We start from the raw sequence: 20,267 nt of genomic DNA on the forward strand, positions 1-20,267 counted from the left end.
CTTCAGTCGCTCCGACATGGCCCGCAAGACCACAGCCGTCAGCAAGGGCCCCGAAGCGTCTCCCGTGGCAGCGGAACCTGTGGTTCTGCCGCCCGAAGCGCTTCGCTATCTCGACTTCGTGCGTGTGGAAAAGCGCCTTGCCGCGCGCACGCATACGCTCTATACACTTGATCTGGAAAAGCTGGTGCAGTTTGCCGCTGCGGTGAACCAGCCGCTGCTGGACCTGCAGAACGCGCACATCCGTCGCTTTGTTGCGCAGATGCACAGCGCAGGCCGCTCGGGGCGCGGCATCGCGCTGATTCTCTCGGGCTGGCGCGGCTTCTTCACCTGGGCCGCTCGCCAGGGGCTGGTGCAGCACAACCCGGTTCAGGACGTGCGCGCACCCAAGGCGCTCAAGCCGCTGCCCAAGGCGCTTGGCGTGGACGATGCTGTGCGCCTCGCCGAGTTCGACCAACCTAATGCAGACCCGTGGCTCGAGGCGCGCGATGCCGCCATCGTCGAGCTGCTCTACGGCTGCGGTCTGCGTGTGGGCGAACTCGTGGGGCTGGACGTGATCGCGTCTTCCACTGCCCGCAACGAAGGGCGTGGCTGGCTCGATCTGCAGGCGGGCGAGGCCCATGTCTTCGGCAAGGGCTCCAAGCGGCGCAGCGTGCCGGTGGGTGCTCCGGCCATCACCGCCGTGCAGGCCTGGCTCGATCTGCGCGCCCAGCCGTTTGGCGGCGCGCAGTCACCACGCCTCGACGTCGCACTCTTCATCGGCCGACGCGGTGTGCGCCTTTCCGCGCAATCCGTCTGGCTGCGCCTGCGCGAACGCAGCCAGCTCGCGGGCCTCACCACGCCCGTGCATCCGCACATGCTGCGACACTCGTTCGCCAGCCATCTGCTGCAATCGAGCAGCAACCTGCGCGCGGTGCAGGAGCTGCTCGGCCATGCCAACATCTCCACCACGCAGGTCTATACGCGACTGGATTACCAACATCTCGCGCAGGTCTACGACGCAGCTCACCCCAGAGCAAAGCGCAAGTCCGGCGACTGATCAGACGTAGCGCTTGAGCACCAGCGAAGCGTTTACCCCACCGAAGCCGAAACCGTTGAGCATCGCCACTTCCATGGCGAGTGGTCTTGCTTCTGCGCGCACCAGATCGAGCCCTTCAGCGAGCGGGTCGGGCTGCTCGAGATTGAGAATCGGCGGCACGATCTGATCTCGCAACGCGAGCGCGGTAAAGATGGTGGCCACCGCCCCCGCAGCGCCCAGCATGTGGCCGACGGCGGACTTGGGTGCGCTGATCGCGGGGCCGTTGCCGCTGGCGTCGAACACCTGCCGGATCGCTGCGAGCTCGCCGCGATCTCCGACGGGCGTCGAGGTGGCGTGGGCATTGAGAAAGGGCACTTCATGCGGCGCGAGATTCGCCTGCGCGAGGGCCAGACGCATGGCCTGCGCTGCGCCCGAGCCGTCTTCCGGGCCGGAGGTGATGTGGTACGCGTCCGCCGACGTGCCATAGCCCACCACCTCGGCCAGCGGCACCGCGCCTCGCGCGAGTGCATGCTCAAGCGATTCCAGTACCAGCATGCCCGCGCCTTCACCCATCACAAAGCCGTCGCGTGCGGCGTCAAACGGTCGCGAGCCTTGTGCGGGCCGGTCGTTGAAGCCGGTCGACAGCGCATTAGCCGCCGAGAAGCTGCCGATGCTCACGCGGTCGATGGTCGCCTCGCTGCCACCGCAGACCACCACGTCCGCCTCGCCGCTGCGGATGAGCCGCGCCGCGTCGCCGACTGCCTGCACGCTCGCCGCGCACGCGGTGACGGGTGCGCCGATGGGGCCCTTGAAACCATGCTTGATCGACACATGACCGGCCGCGAGATTCACGAGAAACGCGGGCACCGTGAACGGCGACAGGCGCTGCGGCCCCTTGGAGTCGGTCGTGCGCACGGCCTGCGAAATCGTGGTGAAGCCGCCCACGCCCGAGCCGATCACGGTGGCGGTGCGCTGTTGCTCATGCAGCGATTCAGGTGACCACCGTGCCTGTGCAATCGCCTGCTCAGCCGCGCCCAGCGCAAACGCGATGAAGCGGTCCATGCGGCGCTGCTCCTTGGGGGAGACCACGGTGTCCGCATCCCAGCCGCCCTGTGGGTCTTCAGCGGTGTCGGGCACACGGGCGGCAATCGCCACGCCCGTGCCTTCGCCGATCTCGGCAGGCAGCGTCCGCACGCCGGATTCGCCCGCGAGCATGCGCTGCCAAGCCAGCTCCACATTGCCGCCCAACGGAGACACCAGGCCCATACCGGTGATCACTACGCGCTTGTTCATGGGGACTATCCTTTATTGATGATGGACGTCATCATAAAAGAATTTAGATGACGGGTATCATCAAAACATGAAAGTCAGCAAGGCCCAAACCGCAGAAAACCGCGCAGGCATCGTGGAGGCCGCGGCGCGCCTCTATCGGGAAAAGGGCCTTGGCGGCGTCGGGGTGTCCGACATCACGCGCGACGCTGGGCTCACCCATGGTGGCCTGTATCGGCATTTTGAATCCAAGGATGCGCTGGCGCGCGAGGCCTGCCTGCGTGCGTTTGACTGGACCATCACGCCGCTCGACAGGCTCAAGGATGGTGCGCACGATCCGGCCGAGATGCTGCACGCGCTGGTGCACGGCTATCTGAGCACCGAACATCGCGACCATCCCGGCGAGGGCTGCCCGGCCGCCGCGCTGGCCGTCGATGCCGCCCGCGCCGGACCCGAGATGTCCGAGGTTTTTGCACAGGGCGTCGAGCGCAACATCCAGCGCTTTGCGCGCGCCACCACGCCCGCGCCCGATGCGGCCGGACGTGCCGACACCATCCATGTGCTCGCCAGCATGGTCGGCGCGCTGGTGCTGTCGCGCGCGACGGCGGCGGGCAATCCGGCATTGTCCGAAGAGATTCTGGCGACGTTGCGTGCGCAACTGGCGCCCGAGTTCAAGCCCAGGTTGAAATCGACGCCAAAGTCGAAAACCAAACGTTGAATGCACGAATGACGTTTCTTTGAAGGACGCATCACCATGGCCGCGCTCGATCTCAAGATCCCTCCGCCGCTTGTCGGCATCGCTGCTGCGGCGCTGATGTACGGCGTGGCCCACTGGTTTCCTGCGGCTGCCTTCGCACTTCCTGCGCGTGTGGGCCTCGCCACGCTGATCGCGGTCTGCGGCGTGACCATCGACCTGTCGGCGCTGTTCGCGTTTCACCGCCACCGCACGACGGTCAATCCGCTCGCACCCGGCAAAACGAGCGCCATCGTGAGCAATGGCGTCTACCGCTTCACGCGCAATCCCATGTATCTGGGCATGCTGGTGCTGTTGTTGGCGTGGTGCGTCTGGCTGGGTAACGTCGCCGCGCTGGTCGGGCCGGTGTTGTTCGCGGCGTACATCACGCGCTTCCAGATACTGCCCGAGGAGCGCATTCTCCTGGCGAAGTTCGGCGAGCCGTATCTGCAGTACATGGGGCGCGTACGGCGCTGGTGCTGAGTCTCTTTGCACCTCGGGTGTCGTGGTCCGAAATGCTCCAACGATGCTGGATTGGCAAAGTATTTGGGCAACGGGCGACAAACCGGCTTCCGTTTCGCGTTTGTGACGAATCCAGTCAAGGCATGAGTTCTAGCAGCAAATCCAGCGTGGCCTGCTGCGTGCGCGTGATGGGGCGCTGGCTGCTGCTGGCGATCCAGGCTTTGACCTGCATGCAAGGGGTTCCGATTTCCTGCACGTCGAAGGATTCGGGCTTGACCGCGCTGTGTACCGCGTGGCGAGTCAGCACCGCGCGGCCAAGGCCGTCGGCGACGAGTTCGAGGATGGCGGGCACGCCGTCCACTTCGAGCGCGATGTGCGGCGTGAGGCCGATCTCGGCGAGCGAGGATTCAATCTGCATGCGTATCGCGTTGGGTTTGCTCGGGATGACCAACGGCAGCGTAGCGAGTTTCTTGAGCGTGATAGGGGCTGTGGGCGCTGCGTCCTCAGGCTCGCGCGGACTGACCACCACGAGGTCTTCCTGCATCAACGGCCGTGCGTCCAGCCCTTCGGTGTCGCGCAGGTTGTAGAGCACGGCGATGTCGAGACGCCCGGCCAGCAGGGACTCCTGCATGGCGGCGGTGAGTCCTTCGGAGATGCTCAGTTGCGCATCGGGAAAGCGCTGGCGGAACGCGCGGATCAGTGGCACGGCGTAGGCCCGCGCGACGCTCGGCGGCATGCCCAGCGTCACGCGTCCGGCGAGGCCGCCGCGCACGCTCGCGAGTTCTTCACGCGCGGACGCCACTTGGTGCAGGATCGCGCGGCCGTGGCGCAGCAGCAGTTCTCCGGGTTCGGTCAGGGTCACGCCACGCCCGTTGCGCTTGAGCAGGTTGTGCCGCAATTCCACCTCGAGCAGCCGCACCTGGCGCGACAGCGCGGGCTGGGCCACGTCGAGCACCTGAGACGCGCGGGTGAAGCTGCCGAGCTCGGCCACCTTCACGAAATATTCCAACTGCCTCAAATCCATGATCCACCCATGATCCGCACCCCCAAGGTATCGCTGAATCGACAAGCATAGCAATTGATATGCCGGATTGATATAGCAGCTAGCGCTCTGGCGCGCTGGTTCCAAGGGGGCTGCCTTCGGAAAATCCACCTGCAGTCCGGCGAAGCGGTCGTCGGCGAAGAAGCAGGAGACAAGTTCATGACGTCCTCATTGAAAGGGATTTCGTCGATGGCGACGCGCCCGTTGCTCGCTCGTCTGGTGGCGGAGTGGGAGCGTGAGCACGGCGTGTCGGTGCAACTGGAATCGGTCGGCGGGGTGGATGCGGAGCGGCGCGTGGCTGCGGGCGAGGAGAGCTTTGATGTGGTGTTTCTCGCATCAAATGCGCTCGAGCGGCTGATCGCGAGCGGCCATGCGGTTGCGGCGAGCCGCATCGATCTGGCGATCTCCGACATGGCGGCCGCCGTGCGCGAGGGCGATGCGGTTCCGGATATTTCCAACGAGGCGGCGCTGCGCGACGCAGTGTTGGCGGCGTCGTCGGTGGGCTACTCCACCGGGCCCAGTGGCACGGCGCTGCTGGAATTGCTGGCGCATTGGGGCGTGGCTGACGCGCTGCGTGCGCGGCTGGTGCAGGCACCGGCGGGCGTGCCCGTGGGGCGTTTGGTGGCCGAGGGCCGCGTGGCGCTCGGGTTCCAGCAGCGCAGCGAGCTGGTGCCGGTGGACGGCATCACGGTGCTCTCGCCGCTGCCGGGCGCGGCGCGCATCACCACGCTGTTTTCGGGCGCGCGGGTCACGGGCGCTTCCCATCCGCTTGCCGCCATGCAGCTGCTGGAGTTTTTGCGCTCGCCGCGCGCGGTGCCCGCCAAGCTGGCGCTCGGCATGCAACCCGTATGACGCACTATCAGGATTCAGATCGAGACATCGACAGAACCGGCAAGGACTCTCATGAAACCAACAGACAACTCCGTCAATGTGCAATCGCTGCTGAACACGGCGGGCATCACGGGCTACCAGTGGACCATCTACGCGCTGTGCTTCTTCATCGTGCTGCTCGATGGATTCGACACCGCGATGATCGGCTACATCGCGCCGTCGCTGGTGCAGGAATGGGGCGTGAGCAGGCCCGCGCTTGGGCCTGTGTTGAGCGCAGCGCTGTTCGGGCTGGCTGCGGGCGCGATCTCGGCCGGGCCGATGGCGGACCGGCTCGGGCGCAAGCGTGTGCTGATCGGCTCTGTGCTGGTGTTCGGCGTGGCCTGTCTCGCGTCGTCGCACGCGTCGGGCATCGACGAGCTGACGATATGGCGCTTCGTCACGGGGCTGGGGCTGGGCGCGGCGATGCCGAATGCCGTCACGCTCACGAGCGAATATTGCCCCGAGTCGCGCCGCTCGATGCTCACCAATGCGATGTTCTGCGGCTTTCCGCTGGGCGCGGCGCTCGGCGGTTTTCTCGCGGCCTGGATGATTCCGAACTTCGGCTGGCGCAGCGTGCTGATGCTGGGCGGCGTGGCGCCGCTGGTGCTGGGCGTGGCGTTGTTCTTTGTGCTACCCGAATCGGTGCGCTACATGGTGATCAAGCGCTGGCCGGTGGAGCGCATCCGCGTCGTGCTGGAACGCATCGCGGGCGACATGGCGCGAACCGCAGAGGCCTTTCATCTGCAGGAGGTCACTGGTTCGGAGAAGGCGGCCAGCAGCGGCATCGCTGTGGTGCTGTCGCGCCAGTATCGCGTGGGCTCGGTGATGCTGTGGTTGGCGTATTTCATGGGGCTGGTGGTGTTCTACGCGCTGATGAACTGGATGCCCATCCTGTTCAAGGACGCGGGCATTGAGCCGCGCACGGCGACGCTGATCGCCGCGTTGTTTCCGCTGGGCGGCGTGGGCGCGATCTTCTTTGGCTGGCTCATGGATCGCTACAACGCCAACCGCGTCATCGCGCTCGGCTATGCGCTGACGGCGGTGTCGATCTGGGCCATCGGCCAAGCCGTGGGCAACGTCGGCGGGCTGATGACGGTGGTGTTCATCGCCGGAACCATCATGAACACCGCGCAGTCGTCCATGCCCGCGCTCGCGGCGGCTTTCTATCCCACGCAGGGCCGCGCAACAGGAGTCGCCTGGATGCTGGGCATTGGCCGCTTCGGCGGTATCGCGGGCTCGTTTCTCGTGGCCGAACTCACGGTGCGCCATCTCAGCGCCGAGACGATCTTCACCGTGGTCGCCTTACCGGGGCTGGTCGCGATGGTGGCGCTCCTGATCAAGCAGCTCGCGCATCCCGCGTCGGCGGCAAACAAGGGCGCCAAGAGCTCCACCACTATCGCATCGCATTGACGTGCAGGCGGCTGCAACGTTTTTGCTCATTCATTTGACACCACAAAAGGGGAGGGGAAGCCATGTCAACGCTAGCGAGTGAATTCACCAAAACACCGGGCTGGCTGGATTGGTACGCCGGTCCGGTCAAGCCGCGATTCAAGCTGCCAGCGGGCAGCGTCGATGCGCACTGCCATGTGTTCGGGCCGGGGGCGGAATATCCGTTTGCGCCCGAGCGCAAGTACACGCCGTGCGACGCGAGCCGCGAGCAGTTGTTCGCGCTGCGCGACCACCTCGGCTTTGCGCGCAACGTGATCGTGCAGGCCACCTGCCACGGCGCGGACAACAGTGCGCTGGTCGATGCCTGCGTGGCATCGAAGGGCCGGGCGCGCGGCGTGGTCACGGTGCGGCGCGGCATCAGCGATGTGCAGCTCAAGGTGCTGCATGCAGCGGGCGTGCGCGGCGTGCGCTTTAACTTCGTCAAGCGGCTCGTGGACTTTACTCCCAAGGAGGAGATGCAGGAGATCGCCGCGCGCATCGCGAAGTTCGGTTGGCATGTGGTGATTTATTTCGAGGCGGTGGATTTACCCGAGCTGTGGGACTTCTTTTCGGGCCTGCCAACGACCGTGGTGGTCGACCACATGGGCCGCCCCGATGTGGGCAAGGGCGTGGACAGCGAGGAGTTCGCGCTGTTCCTGCGCTTCATGCGCGAGCACCCGAACGTGTGGAGCAAGGTGAGCTGCCCCGAGCGGCTGTCGGTCACCGGCCCGCGTGCGCTGGATGGCGAGCAGCAGGCGTATTGCGACGTGGTGCCGTTCGCGCGCCGCATCGTCGAGGAGTTCCCGGATCGCGTGCTCTGGGGCACGGACTGGCCGCATCCCAACCTCAAAGACCATATGCCCGACGATGGCTTGCTGGTCGACTTCATCCCCTCCATCGCAACGACGCCCGAGCAGCAGAAGAAGCTGCTGGTCGACAACCCGATGCGCCTGTACTGGCCAGAGGAAGTGCGATGAGCGTACTTGCCGGTACGATGACTTTCGTTTATTCGCAAGCGGCGGCGCATGCGAAAAATTGTGCTTCGGATCGAGGCGCGAAACGCATAGTCCGTCCTGCTGAATCGATGAACGCAGGCCCCCTCCATTTTCAACTCGGAGAGTCCCCCCATGTCTCTTGAAAAGCCGTACCTGGACATCCCGGGCACCATCATTTTCGACGCCGACCAGAGCCGAAAAGGCTACTGGCTCAACCAGTTCTGCATGTCGCTCATGAAGGCCGACAACCGCGCGCGATTCAAGGCGAACGAGCGCGCCTATCTCGACGAATGGCAGATGAGTGAAGAGCAGAAACTGGCCGTTCTGGCGCGCGACTTGAATTGGTGCATGCGCACCGGCGGCAACATCTATTTCCTCGCCAAGATCGGCGCGACTGATGGTTTGAGCTTTCAGCAGATGGCGGGCTCGATGACCGGCTTGAGCGAGGCGCAGTACCGCGACATGATGATCAGCGGCGGCCGCAGCATCGAAGGCAATCGCCATCTCGGCGAAAACGGCGACGCGCAGCCCGCGCGTTCCACAGGCAATTGATTGAATCAGGGAGTCAGAACGTGGCACGCATCACCGCCTCCGTATACACATCGCATGTTCCGGCCATCGGCGCCGCCATGGACTTGGGCAAGGACCAGGAGCCATACTGGCAGAAGGTTTTCCAAGGCTATGACGAGTCCCGCCAGTGGATGAAGAATGAGAAGCCCGACGTCATCTTTCTGGTCTACAACGACCACGCGAACGCCTTCAGCCTGGAGATGATCCCGACTTTCGCCATCGGCACTGCGGCCGAATTCCAACCCGCCGACGAGGGCTGGGGACCGCGCCCGGTGCCGGTCGTGAAGGGCCATCCACAACTCGCAAGCCATATCGCGCACAGCGTGATCCAGGACGATTTCGATCTGACCATCGTGAACCGCATGGATGTCGATCATGGTCTCACCGTGCCACTGTCGCTGATGTGCGGAAAGCTCGATCCGGTGAAGGACGCCTGGCCTTGCCCCGTCATTCCGTTCGCCGTCAACGTAGTGCAGTACCCGGTGCCGAGCGGCAAGCGCTGCTTTCAGATCGGGCAGGCAATCCGCCGCGCCATCGAGTCCTATGACGAACCGCTCAAGGTGCAGATCTGGGGCACGGGCGGCATGAGTCATCAGCTGCAGGGATCGCGCGCGGGCCTCATCAATGCGCCGTGGGACAACGATTTTCTCGACCGCTTGATTGCCGATCCGGCGGAGCTCTCCACCATGCCGCATGTCGACTATGTGCGTGAGGCGGGATCGGAAGGCATCGAACTCGTGATGTGGCTGATCGCGCGTGGAGCGATGGCCGATGTCGCGGGCGGCAAGACGCCGCATGTGCGCCATCGTTTTTTCCACGTGCCTGCATCGAATACGGCCGTGGGTCATCTGATTCTGGAGAACTGACACCATGACCATCAAAGTGGCACTCGTCGGCGCGGGCGCGTTCGGCATCAAACATCTCGACGGCATCCGCAACATTCGCGATGTGGAGGTGATTTCGCTGGTCGGCCGCGATCTCGCCAAGACGCAGGAAGTGGCGCAAAAGTACGGCATTCCGCATGTCGCGAGCGATTTGAAGGAAAGCCTTGCGATCAAGGAGCTCGACGCCGTCATCCTCTGCACGCCCACGCAGATGCACGCCGCACAGGCGCAGCAGTGCATGCTCGCGGGTAAACATGTGCAGGTCGAGATTCCGTTGGCCGACAGCTTCGAGGGCGCGCAGGCCGTCGCCGCGTTGCAGTTGCAGACCGGGTTGGTCGCGATGGTGGGGCACACACGCCGCTTCAACCCCAGCCATCAGTACGTCCACAAAAAGGTGACGGCGGGCGAGTTCAACATCCAGCAAATGGATGTGCAGACCTATTTCTTTCGCCGCACCAACACCAACGCGCTCGGCGAGCCGCGCAGCTGGACTGACCACCTGCTGTGGCACCACGCCGCGCATACCGTGGACCTGTTTGCGTACCAGGCCGGTGAGATCGTGCAGGCGCAGGCGATGCAAGGTCCCACCCACCCGGTGCTCGGCATCGCGATGGACATGTCCATCCAGCTGCGCAGTCAGTCCGGCGCGATCTGCACGTTGTCGCTGAGCTTCAACAACGACGGCCCGCTCGGCACGTTCTTTCGCTACATCGGCGACAACGCGACCTACATCGCGCGCTACGACGATTTAGTGCGTTCGGACAGCAAGCTCGGCGAGGTCACGGTGGATGTGAGCAAGGTGGATGTGTCGATGAATGGCATCGAGCTGCAGGACCGCGAGTTCTTCGCGGCCATCCGCGAAGGGCGCGAGCCCAACTCCAGTGTGCATCAAGTGCTGCCCTGCTATCGCGTGCTGCACCAGCTCGAACAACAGCTCGCGCAGCAGGGTCTCTGAGTATGTCAACCCCTACGCGCGCGCTCGGCCCGTTTCAGGTGAGCGCCATCGGCCTTGGCTGCATGAACCTGAGCCACGCCTATGGCACGCCGCCGTCGCGCGAGCAGGCCGAGCGGGTGCTGCTCACCGCCCTCGACGCGGGCGTCACGCTGTTCGACACGGCTGCGCTCTACGGTTTTGGCGCCAACGAAACGCTGCTCGGGCAGGTGCTCAAGCCGCATCGCGACCGCATTACGTTGGCCAGCAAATGCGGCATGCATGGCGCGGATGTGAACGGTGACGGCAAGCTGCAGCGGGTGATCGACGGACGGCCCGAGACGCTCAAGGCCACCTGCGAGGCAGCATTGCGCCGTCTGCAGACCGATGTGATCGACCTCTACTACCTGCACCGCTGGGACCGTCAAGTGCCGGTGGAGGACAGCGTGGGCGCGCTGGCCGATCTGGTGCGCGAGGGCAAGATCCGCAGCATCGGCCTGTCGGAGATCTCGGCGGCCACGCTGCAGCGCGCGCATGCGGTGCATCCCATCGCGGCGGTGCAGACAGAGTATTCGCTGTGGACGCGCAATCCCGAGATCGCGATGCTCGAAGCGTGCCAGGAACTGGGCACGGCCTTCGTCGCATTCAGCCCGCTCGCTCGCGGCTTTCTCTGCGGCGATCTGCGTGATCCTTCCCTGTTTGAAGCAGGCGACATACGGCGCGCGATGCCGCGTTTTCAGCCTGAGCATTACGCACGCAATCTGCAGCTGCTCGACGGCTTCGTCGCGCTGGCCCGGCTCGCGGATTGCTCACCTGCGCAACTCGCGCTCGCGTGGCTGCTCGCGCAGAGTGAGCACATCATTCCGATTCCGGGAACGACTAGCGAGCGGCATCTGCTGAACAACCTGCATGCGGCGCATCTGCGTATTGATGCGTCTATGCTGAAGCAGGCGGGCGAGCTTATCGGTGAACATTCCGTGGCGGGGCCGCGTTATGCGCCCGCGACTCAAAAGGAAGTCGATACCGAGATGTTCTGACGGCTCTGAACCAGAGCAGGTGTGCGCTCAGAGCTGGCCGCGCACCTGCCGCGCCGCATCCAGCATGTGCGGCAGCAGCTCGGCGACGAGCGCGTCCTCGTCGAACGCCGTTGCGCGGTGCAGCACCACATTGAGCGCCGCCACAGTGCGGCCCTGCATGTCGCGCAGGGGAACGGCGACGGCATGCACGCTAAGTTCGTGCTCGCCGCTCGCATAGCACCAGTCCTGCTCGCGGACCTGCTCGATGATGGGCGCGAGCGATTCCATCTGCGTGACGGTGTGCGGCGTGAGACGCGGCAGTTCGCGCTCGTGCCTCCATTGCTGCCATTCGCTCTGACTTTTGCTGGCGAGCAGCATGCGCCCTGTGGACGTGGCGTGTGCGGGCAGACGCGCGCCGAGATGCAGGCCGTAGGCAGAGAGCTGGTGCATGTCGCTGGTGGTGCTGGTGTTGCTGCGCGCCACGATCACCACTTCGTCGTTGTCGAGCACCACCACGGAGCAGGGCTGGCGCAGCTTGAGCGCGAGCTGATTGAGCGTGGGCTGCACCAGTCTGGGCAGTCGCGCGGAAGCGAGATAGCTGCCCGAAAAACGCAGCACGCGTGGCGAGAGCCAGAAGTAGCTTCCATCCGATTCGAGATAACCGAGATGCGCAAGCGTGAGCAGATGTCTGCGCGCGGCGGCACGCGTGAGGCCGGTGCGCTGCGCGGCCAGTGTGGCGTTCAATCGCTGGCGCTGCATATCGAAACTTTCCAGCACGGCCAGGCCCTTGGCGAGACCGGCGATGAGGTCTGCCGATGCAATGGTCATGGAAGCAATCCTTTGCGCGATCAGCGCGCAGCTTGCGCGATTGTCGCGCAGCGTTCGCGTCGCGTGAAGCACAAGCCGCAACGAAAAATTTATGGTCTCCGCGTCATCAAACAGAGGAGACTTTCATGCGCACACAAGTGGCCATCATCGGCGCCGGACCAGCGGGTCTGTTGCTCGGACAACTGCTGCACAAGGCGGGCATCGACAACGTCGTGCTCGAGCGCCAGACGCCCGACTACGTGCTCGGCCGCATCCGCGCGGGGGTGCTCGAGAAGACCGCCGTCGATCTGCTTGATCTCGCGGGCGTGTCGCAACGCGCGCATCAGGAGGGGTTGGTGCACGACGGCATCGAGTTGATATTCGACGGCGCACGCCACCGCATCGATCTCGCGGAACTCACCGGCGGCAAGCATGTGACCGTGTACGGCCAGACCGAGGTCACCCGCGATCTCATGGACGCGCGCAAGGCGGCGGGGCTGGCGACGATCTACGAGGCGGATGTGGTGCGACTCGAAGACATCGAGACCCACACACCGCAGGTCCGTTACCGTCAGGGCGGCGAGGAGCGGGTGCTGCAGTGCGACTTCATCGCCGGTTGCGACGGCTTTCATGGCGTGAGCCGCAAGTCGATTCCAGCCAGCGTGCTGCGCACCTACGAGCGCGTCTACCCCTTCGGCTGGCTGGGCATGCTGGCCGATGTGCCTCCAGTTTCTGATGAGCTGATCTACGCCCACACGCCGCGTGGCTTTGTGCTGTGCAGCATGCGCAGCAAGACGCGCAGCCGCTACTACCTGCAGGTGCCGCTGTCCGATCACGTAGAGGATTGGAGCGATAACGCGTTTTGGGACGAGCTGCGACTGCGCTTGGGTGCGGATGCCTGCAGGAATCTGGTGACCGGCCCGTCACTCGAGAAGAGCATTGCGCCGCTGCGCAGCTTCGTGACCGAGCCCATGCGCCATGGCCGCTTGTTTCTGGCGGGCGACGCGGCGCACATCGTGCCGCCGACGGGTGCCAAGGGACTCAACCTGGCTGCGTCCGATGTGGGCTTTCTCCATGAAGCGCTGACCGACCACTATCTGGAGAAAAGCGCGAGCGGCATCGAGCATTACTCGAAGCGTTGCCTCGAGCGCGTCTGGAGCGCCGAGCGCTTTTCGTGGTGGTTCACGACGCTCACTCACCGTTTCTCGGAGATGGGGGAGTTCGAGCTCAAGATGCAGGCGGCCGAGCTGAACTATCTGGTGAAGTCCCGCGCGGCCTCCAGCGCCCTGGCGGAGAATTACGTGGGCCTGCCGATGCGCATCGAGTCGTTGCTGGAGACCTGCGCATAAAACGCAATCGATCAGTGGACATGCGCGCGGGCGGCTGCGACCCCCGGGCGCTCTCGTTAAACTTGACGCGATAGCCAGTTGGCTCACAAGACCCTTCGCGGCACTCTGCCATTTGCCGGTGGCGTGCCGCGAATCTTTGCTGAAAGTGAATTTCGAATGTCTCTGATCCCCGCCACCATCCTCACCGGCTTTCTGGGTTCCGGCAAAACCACCCTGCTCAAGCGCCTGCTGCATGAGGCGCATGGCCAGAAGATCGCGGTGATCGAGAACGAATTTGGTGAAGAGAACATCGACACCGACATCCTCCGGACCGAAACCAAGGAGCAGATCGTGCAGATGAGCAATGGCTGCATCTGCTGCACGATCCGCGAAGATCTGCGTGAAACGCTGCAGTTGCTGGCTGCCAAGCGCCGCAAGGGGTTGGTCGAGTTCGACCGCATCGTCATCGAGACAACCGGCCTTGCCGATCCCGGTCCGGTCGCGCAGACCTTCTTCATGGATGACGAGATCGCGGAGACCTATCTGCTGGACTCGATCATCACACTGGTGGATGCCAAACACGCCAATCAGCAACTCGACGATCGCCAGGAGGCGCGCCGTCAGGTGGGTTTTGCCGACCAGATCTTCCTGTCCAAGACCGATCTGGTGACCGAGACAGAGAAGGAAGCGCTGACACACCGCCTCAAGCACATGAACCCACGTGCGCCGATCCGCGCTGTGCATTTTGGTGACGTGCCCCTCGCGGACGTGCTGGACCTGCGCGGTTTCAACCTGAATGCCAAGCTGGACATCGACCCCGACTTTCTCAGGGAGACGGATCACGGGCATGACCATCACCACGGACACAGCGAAGGGCACGATCATGAGCATGAGCATGACGAACATTGCGGCCATGATCATGATCATGAGCATGGCGAAAGCTGCAATCACCCTCACCACCATCACTACGACGATGATGTGAAGAGCTTTGTTTTCCGGGCGGACCGGGCGTTCGATCCTGCCAAGCTTGAAGATTTCCTTGGCGCGATTGTGAACATTTATGGACCTCGCATGCTGCGTTACAAAGGCGTGCTAAACATGCGGGGAACGGAGCGCAAGGTGATTTTTCAGGGGGTGCACCAATTGATGGGAAGCGACTTGGGGCCACAGTGGGTGGAAGGGGAAGAGCGCGTCAGCAAGATGGTGTTCATCGGCATCGACTTGCCCAAGGACATCCTGGTTCAAGGACTGGACCAGTGCCTCGTGTAAGCTGGGGTGAGTGGAAAAACCTGCGCTGAATGGAAAGTAGGCGTGTGTTGTGTGCCACTTTTCCCCTATTTCCTAAATAGGCCGCTACAATCGCGCCCCGAAAAACCCGGGATAGTTGTTTGATCAACAGTTCCGGCTCCGCCCGTTTTGCGAGGAGACAGGAAGTGAGCATCAGACCTGGTACATCCATGGCGATGGCCGGAATGCAAGGGGCAGGCAAGGAAGAGGGTACGACCCTGATCCACCTGACCGGCATCCCCCCATTGGCCTTGTGGCTCGAGAGAGCCGTGAAAACTGTGCTGGATTTGCATAACGCTTCCCGAAACACGCATTCGACCGTACCATCAACGGCAGAGAGGGGCCGCTGTGGCCCCAACCGCCAGCTTTATTGACATCATGCCCACGACAATGCAAAACACTGCGGCGGCCGCCAAGAAGGATCCCAAGCTGGCCAACAACTGGAAAACCAAGTCAGGGGACGAATTGACCGACGCAGAAGTGCTCTCTATGCCTGAGAGTGAATACATGAACGACAAGCAATTGGCGTTCTTCCGTCATAAATTGACGCAAATCAAGCAGGACATGCATAACAACGCCGGTGAAACCACCGAGCATCTGCGTGAGGATACAGTGGTGGTGCCCGATCCTGCTGATCGTGCAACGATCGAAGAGGAGCACGCGCTGGAGCTGCGCACCCGTGATCGCGAGCGCAAGCTGCTCAAGAAGATCGAGCAGTCCATCGCCCGCATCGACGCGGGGGACTACGGTTACTGCGATGAAACGGGCGAGCCCATCGGCGTGGGGCGTCTGATCGCACGTCCCACCGCTACGTTGTCCCTGGAAGCCCAGCAACGTCGCGAACTGAAGCAAAAGATGTACGGAGATTGACAGATGCTGAACCTGCCGAGTCCGACACATACCTGTGTGATTGAGGCGGGTTCACTGTCCCGATGGTCATGAGCAAGGAAGAAGCTGCCCGCGGGTTGTTGTCCAAGGTTGTGCGTTTTGTGCGCAACCCGACCGTTCAGTGGTCAGAGCTTGAGGCCCCTGAAGAAGACAAGGAAGGCCAGTACAGCAAACAGATGCTCAAGGAGATGATCGAGCGCAAGCGGCGAAATGACTTTGTGCGTCGCCGCGAGTTCGAACAACTGCGCAAGCTTCGCCGCAAGGAGGTTGTGCAGGGTCAGAAACTGGAGGACGCGACCGGGCGAACCTCGTTTGCCCAGAGCACCATGTTGTCGCAGACGAGCAGCACCAATGCCTCGCCGGATGGCAGGGCAGTGACGCTCAAGAAGATCGATGAGATCGAAGCGCAGATGTCCCAGCAATGGTGGCGTGCCAAGCCGGGTGGGGCCTCGGGTGATCGTCCAGTGCCGCGTGTGATTCCGCCTCCGTTGCAGGACCCGCAGGTGACGGCCGAGGTGCCGCTGGAGTTTGCGGCGACGGCTCCGCTCACCATGCCTCCATCGGGTTTTGCGGCAACCCAGCCGGCGACGATGCCGGGTGCAATGTCAGGAGCGATTCCGGGGGGGATTGCGCCAACAGTGCCGATGACGTTGAATGGCATGAGCATGGATTTTGACGTGCCCACGCTGGGATTGGACGCTGTCGTCGCTCATGAGGAACTGGAGAAATTTGTGCACGAACCCGACCTAGAAGAAGCAGCCATTCGTTTCGCCAATGGCGACTACGCAGGCGCTGAATCGGGCTTGCTGGAAGTGCTCACGCGTCATGCGCAAGATGATCCCAAGGACCAGATCGATATTTGGATGACCTTGTTCGATCTGTATCGTGCGACGGGCCAGCAGGAACGCTTTGACAAGCTGGCCATTGATTATGCAGGCCGCTTCAGCCGCTCTGCACCGCTGTGGTTCTCGCTGCCCGAGCAATTGGGGCTAGCGGCCACGGAAAGCGCTGGTGCTGCCGTGAATTCGCGTGAGTTCAGCTGGAATGCGCCACCAACGCTCACCACTCAATCACTCGCCGCGCTGCAGGCATCGATTGGGCGCAAACCCGCGCCGCCATGGACCTTCAACTGGTCGCGCACCACAGACATCGATCCGCAGGCGCTTCCAGGTCTGGGCGACATGTTTCTGCAATGGGCGGATGAGCCCGTCGATCTCAAGTTCGTGGGCGTTCCCGCGCTGAACGCCATGCTGCAGTCCAAGACGCAGTCCGGTGACCGCACGGCCGATGAACAATGGTGGCGTCTGCGTATGGCGCTGCTGCGCCTGATGGGCTTGCCTGACGAGTTCGAGCTGGTGGCGCTCGATTACTGCGTGACCTATGAGGTCTCTCCGCCGTCGTGGGCTCCCACCAAATGCAAATTTCAGGGCGATGACAGCGCGCTCAATGCGGTGGTTGAGCAGGCACGTCTCGATGCAGTGCGCGAGCACGACATGCTCAACCCATCACAGGGTGCTGCACGCGCCGTCAAGCCCGAGGCTTCGAAGCTGCAGGGACTGTCCGGGTGTATTGACGGCGATGCGGTGCCGCTATTGGAGTCATTCGAGGCGCTTGCCAAGCCGGACGCGCCCCTGCAGATCCCTTGTGATCGTCTCATCCGCATGGACTTTCCGGCAGCTGGCTCGGTGCTCAACTGGGCTGCCGAGCAGCAGGCCAAGGGCCGCGCGGTGCAGTTCATCAACCTGCATCGTTTGATTGCCGTTTTCTTCAACGTGATCGGTATCGGCGAGCATGCGTGGGTGGTTCCCCGAAGGAATTGAGGGCACACCCTGAGGTGCGAAGCGCTGCGGGGCGGTCCTTGCGCGGCTGCTCTCACTTGGGCCGCGCTGGATTTGCAGGCCGCATACCTTCTCGAGTGACAAAAGCGCGCTGCACGCGCGCTCTTTCGTTGCTGGGCTGCGCGAAACTTCGCAATGTCGTCTTGATAAATTCGGCTCAGCCCTCACCTGTCACCGCCATGGAACAGTATCACGGCACCACCATTCTCAGTGTCCGTCGCCAGTTGGCTGACGGCAGCATTCAGGTCGCCATTGGCGGCGATGGCCAGGTCACTCTGGGCAACATCGTCGTCAAGGGCACGGCACGCAAGGTGCGCAAGCTCTACGGCGGCAAGGTGCTTGCCGGATTTGCGGGCGCCACGGCCGACGCCTTCACGCTGTTCGAGCGTTTCGAGGCCAAGCTGGAAAAGCACAACGGCCAGTTGACCCGCGCCGCCATTGAGCTCACCAAGGACTGGCGCACCGACCGCGTGCTGCGTCGCCTTGAAGCCATGCTCGCCGTCGCTGATGAAAGCGCCTCGCTGATCATCACCGGCAACGGCGATGTGCTCGAACCCGAGCAGGGCATCGTGTCCATTGGATCGGGCGGCGCCTATGCGCATTCGGCGGCCAAGGCGCTGCTGAACAACACCGACCTCTCGGCCGAGGACGTGGTCCGCAAGTCGCTTGCGATTGCGGGCGAGCTGTGCATCTACACCAACATGCACCACACCATCGAAACCCTTTGAGGCATTTCTTCGCCTTCTCCTGCTTGCGGGAGAAGGCAATGGTGAGGGTGACCGCTGCGTTCCAGATGTTCGCAGCGTCCGTATCAGGACATCCCCCTTGCCTCAACCCTCTCTCCCAAGGGGCGAGGGAGCCGTGCCAGACACCCTTGAACTTGATTTGCAGGTCCCACCATGTATTCAATGACTCCGCAGGAAATCGTTTCTGAGCTCGACAACCACATCGTCGGCCAGAAAAGCGCCAAGCGCGCGGTTGCCATCGCGCTGCGCAACCGCTGGCGCCGCCAGCAGGTCGATGCCAGCCTGCGCCATGAAATCACCCCCAAGAACATTCTGATGATCGGCCCCACGGGCGTCGGCAAGACCGAGATCGCTCGCCGTCTGGCGCGTCTGGCGGATGCACCGTTCATCAAGGTCGAGGCCACCAAGTTCACTGAGGTCGGCTATGTCGGCAAGGATGTCGATTCGATCGTGCGCGATCTGGTCGAGATCGCCGTCAAGCAGACGCGCGAGGCCGACATGAAGAAGATGCGCATGCGTGCCGAAGACGCCGCAGAGGAGCGCATTCTCGATGTGCTGATTCCTCCCGCGCGCGGCAGCGAGCCTGCGCCCGATGGTGCGGCGCGCCAGTCGTTTCGCAAGAAGCTGCGCGAAGGCCAGCTCGACGACAAGGAGATCGAGATCGATCTGGCCGAGTCGCGCCAGCAGCTTGAAATCATGGGCCCGCAGGGCATGGAAGAAATGACCGAGCAACTGCGTGGCATGTTCAGCCAGATGGGCGGCGAAAAGCGCAAGACGCGCAAGCTGCGGATTGCCGAGGCGCTCAAGCTGCTGACCGATGAGGAAGCCGCCAAGCTGGTCAACGAGGATGAAGTGAAGACTCGCGCTCTGGCCAACGCCGAGCAGAATGGCATCGTCTTCATCGACGAGATTGACAAGGTGGCCTCGCGTCAGGAGTCTTCGGGGGCTGAGGTGTCGCGCCAAGGCGTGCAGCGTGACCTGCTGCCGCTGGTCGAGGGGACGACGGTTTCCACCAAATATGGCATGGTCAAGACCGACCACATGCTGTTCATAGCGTCTGGAGCCTTCCATCTGGCCAAGCCCAGCGATCTGATTCCCGAACTGCAAGGCCGCTTTCCGATCCGCGTGGAGCTGGAGTCGCTTTCGGTCAAGGACTTTGAAGCGATTCTGACGCAGACCCATGCATCGCTGGTCAAGCAGTACCAGGCGCTGCTCGCAACCGAAGGCGTGACGTTGTCGTTCCAGCCCGATGGCATCACGCGTCTGGCGCACATCGCGTTCGATGTGAACGAACGCACCGAAAACATCGGAGCGCGGCGCCTATCAACGGTTATGGAGCGATTGCTTGATGAGGTTAGCTTTGATGCGGTCAAGCTCTCGGGTCAGACGGTCGTCATCGATACCAACTATGTGAACGATCGTCTGCAGATGCTGAGCCAAAACGAGGATTTATCCAGATACATTCTCTGACGGTTTTATCGGTTTGCCCGTCGACCCTCAAGTTTCACTTCGTGAACAGAGTCTAAGTGCTTAATAAATAAGGGTTTTATCCCCAGTCCGCCCTGTGAAATGCGGTCTAAGTCGTTGATTTCATTGCAAATTTGTGTTGCATGACCTCTTGCACGGTGTTCTTTTCCTGCTACAGTGGAAAAAAGTGCAATTAAGTGGTGAAAAGTGCCCTGAAACTCCAATTTCGGGGCCCAACCAAACAGAGGTCTAACGCCGTGTTTCAAGGCGCGTCATCAATCAGTCTGGATGCCAAGGGGCGGCTCTCTGTGCCGACCCGGTATCGTGACGTCCTGATGGCGAACGCGTCGGGCCAGCTCACGATCACCAAGCACCCCCACGGCTGTCTGATGGTCTTCCCCCGCCCCGAGTGGGAGAAGTTTCGCGAACGCATCACGGCGCTGCCCATGGAGGCTGTGCGCTTCAAGCGCATCTTCATGGGCCACGCTATGGATGTGGACATGGACGCCACCGGCCGCGTGCTCGTGGCGCCCGAATTGCGCGAAGGTGCGGGTATCAGCAAGGACACGATCCTGCTGGGCATGGGCAATCACTTCGAACTCTGGGACAAGGCGAAGTACGACGCCCAGGAAGCCGAAGCGATGCAGGGCGAATTACCCGCCGTTCTCAACGATTTTTCTTTTTGACAAGG

At 62.8% G+C, this 20,267-nt stretch carries 20 protein-coding genes; 17 read left to right on the forward strand and 3 right to left on the reverse strand.

The features are described 5' to 3' along the window. Window positions 1-16 precede the first annotated feature (16 nt). Window positions 17-1,036, forward strand: a complete 1,020-nt coding sequence (locus G7047_RS27785; protein WP_166311523.1) for a tyrosine recombinase XerC — start codon at window positions 17-19, stop codon at window positions 1,034-1,036. Here the strand turns inward: G7047_RS27785 and fabF are convergent, their stop codons facing one another. Beyond that, the gene (gene fabF, locus G7047_RS27790; RefSeq protein WP_166311524.1) at window positions 1,037-2,308 is read right to left on the reverse strand and encodes a beta-ketoacyl-ACP synthase II; all 1,272 of its coding nucleotides are present in this window, start codon (window positions 2,306-2,308) and stop codon (window positions 1,037-1,039) included. It lies immediately after the preceding gene. A 67-nt stretch (window positions 2,309-2,375) separates the two neighbouring features. Here fabF and G7047_RS27795 point away from each other — a divergent pair, with 67 nt between their 5' ends. After that, window positions 2,376-3,002 carry a TetR/AcrR family transcriptional regulator gene (locus G7047_RS27795; protein ID WP_166311525.1) on the forward strand — a complete coding sequence of 209 codons (627 nt, stop codon included), beginning with the start codon at window positions 2,376-2,378 and terminating at the stop codon, window positions 3,000-3,002. Window positions 3,003-3,038: 36 nt separating this feature from the next. Then, window positions 3,039-3,500, forward strand: a complete 462-nt coding sequence (locus tag G7047_RS27800; protein ID WP_166311526.1) for an isoprenylcysteine carboxylmethyltransferase family protein — start codon at window positions 3,039-3,041, stop codon at window positions 3,498-3,500. A 115-nt stretch (window positions 3,501-3,615) separates the two neighbouring features. On the opposite strand, the gene G7047_RS27805 is transcribed toward G7047_RS27800, so the two are convergent. Then, complete coding sequence (locus G7047_RS27805) at window positions 3,616-4,503, reverse strand: LysR substrate-binding domain-containing protein (protein ID WP_166311527.1); 888 nt, start codon at window positions 4,501-4,503, stop codon at window positions 3,616-3,618. Between the two features lie 177 nt (window positions 4,504-4,680). On the opposite strand from G7047_RS27805, the gene G7047_RS27810 reads away from it, so the two are divergent. The 7 genes from G7047_RS27810 to G7047_RS27840 all read left to right on the forward strand — a co-directional run bounded on the left by G7047_RS27810 (window position 4,681) and on the right by G7047_RS27840 (window position 11,236). After that, window positions 4,681-5,373: a substrate-binding domain-containing protein gene (locus G7047_RS27810; protein ID WP_205904685.1), complete on the forward strand. Its 693-nt coding sequence runs from the start codon at window positions 4,681-4,683 to the stop codon at window positions 5,371-5,373. Window positions 5,374-5,424: 51 nt separating this feature from the next. Next, entirely contained in the window at window positions 5,425-6,801 is a 1,377-nt protein-coding gene (locus tag G7047_RS27815) for an MFS transporter (RefSeq protein ID WP_166311528.1), read from the forward strand. Between the two features lie 62 nt (window positions 6,802-6,863). Beyond that, window positions 6,864-7,796 carry an amidohydrolase family protein gene (locus tag G7047_RS27820; protein WP_166311529.1) on the forward strand — a complete coding sequence of 311 codons (933 nt, stop codon included), beginning with the start codon at window positions 6,864-6,866 and terminating at the stop codon, window positions 7,794-7,796. 150 nt (window positions 7,797-7,946) lie between these two features. Further along, a complete protein-coding gene (gene ligA / locus G7047_RS27825) occupies window positions 7,947-8,366 on the forward strand; it encodes a protocatechuate 4,5-dioxygenase subunit alpha (RefSeq protein WP_166311530.1) in 420 nt (139 codons plus the stop codon). 20 nt (window positions 8,367-8,386) lie between these two features. Beyond that, entirely contained in the window at window positions 8,387-9,250 is an 864-nt protein-coding gene (locus G7047_RS27830; RefSeq protein ID WP_166311531.1) for a class III extradiol dioxygenase subunit beta, read from the forward strand. Between the two features lie 4 nt (window positions 9,251-9,254). After that, entirely contained in the window at window positions 9,255-10,223 is a 969-nt protein-coding gene (locus tag G7047_RS27835; protein ID WP_166311532.1) for a Gfo/Idh/MocA family oxidoreductase, read from the forward strand. Between the two features lie 2 nt (window positions 10,224-10,225). Beyond that, window positions 10,226-11,236: an aldo/keto reductase gene (locus tag G7047_RS27840; RefSeq protein ID WP_166311533.1), complete on the forward strand. Its 1,011-nt coding sequence runs from the start codon at window positions 10,226-10,228 to the stop codon at window positions 11,234-11,236. A 27-nt stretch (window positions 11,237-11,263) separates the two neighbouring features. On the opposite strand, the gene G7047_RS27845 is transcribed toward G7047_RS27840, so the two are convergent. Then, a complete protein-coding gene (locus G7047_RS27845; RefSeq protein ID WP_166311534.1) occupies window positions 11,264-12,043 on the reverse strand; it encodes an IclR family transcriptional regulator C-terminal domain-containing protein in 780 nt (259 codons plus the stop codon). A gap of 125 nt (window positions 12,044-12,168) precedes the next feature. Between G7047_RS27845 and pobA the strand changes: the two genes are divergently transcribed. The 7 genes from pobA (at window position 12,169) to mraZ (ending at window position 20,262) form a co-directional block, all read left to right on the forward strand. Further along, window positions 12,169-13,371 carry a 4-hydroxybenzoate 3-monooxygenase gene (pobA, locus tag G7047_RS27850; protein WP_166311535.1) on the forward strand — a complete coding sequence of 401 codons (1,203 nt, stop codon included), beginning with the start codon at window positions 12,169-12,171 and terminating at the stop codon, window positions 13,369-13,371. Window positions 13,372-13,527: 156 nt separating this feature from the next. Then, on the forward strand, window positions 13,528-14,619 hold the full coding sequence (locus G7047_RS27855) for a GTP-binding protein (RefSeq protein ID WP_166311536.1): 1,092 nt from the start codon (window positions 13,528-13,530) through the stop codon (window positions 14,617-14,619). A gap of 396 nt (window positions 14,620-15,015) precedes the next feature. Then, window positions 15,016-15,507, forward strand: coding sequence for an RNA polymerase-binding protein DksA (gene dksA / locus G7047_RS27860; RefSeq protein ID WP_166311537.1), 492 nt, complete (start codon window positions 15,016-15,018; stop codon window positions 15,505-15,507). A gap of 68 nt (window positions 15,508-15,575) precedes the next feature. Then, the gene (locus tag G7047_RS27865; RefSeq protein WP_166311538.1) at window positions 15,576-17,345 is read left to right on the forward strand and encodes an STAS domain-containing protein; all 1,770 of its coding nucleotides are present in this window, start codon (window positions 15,576-15,578) and stop codon (window positions 17,343-17,345) included. A 197-nt stretch (window positions 17,346-17,542) separates the two neighbouring features. After that, complete coding sequence (gene hslV, locus G7047_RS27870) at window positions 17,543-18,091, forward strand: ATP-dependent protease subunit HslV (RefSeq protein ID WP_166311539.1); 549 nt, start codon at window positions 17,543-17,545, stop codon at window positions 18,089-18,091. A 171-nt stretch (window positions 18,092-18,262) separates the two neighbouring features. Next, the gene (gene hslU, locus G7047_RS27875; RefSeq protein ID WP_166311540.1) at window positions 18,263-19,579 is read left to right on the forward strand and encodes an ATP-dependent protease ATPase subunit HslU; all 1,317 of its coding nucleotides are present in this window, start codon (window positions 18,263-18,265) and stop codon (window positions 19,577-19,579) included. A gap of 254 nt (window positions 19,580-19,833) precedes the next feature. Continuing rightward, on the forward strand, window positions 19,834-20,262 hold the full coding sequence (gene mraZ / locus G7047_RS27880; RefSeq protein ID WP_166311541.1) for a division/cell wall cluster transcriptional repressor MraZ: 429 nt from the start codon (window positions 19,834-19,836) through the stop codon (window positions 20,260-20,262). Window positions 20,263-20,267 lie beyond the last annotated feature (5 nt).

The organism is Diaphorobacter sp. HDW4A (assembly GCF_011305995.1).
In the GTDB taxonomy this organism is placed as follows: domain Bacteria; phylum Pseudomonadota; class Gammaproteobacteria; order Burkholderiales; family Burkholderiaceae_C; genus Diaphorobacter_A.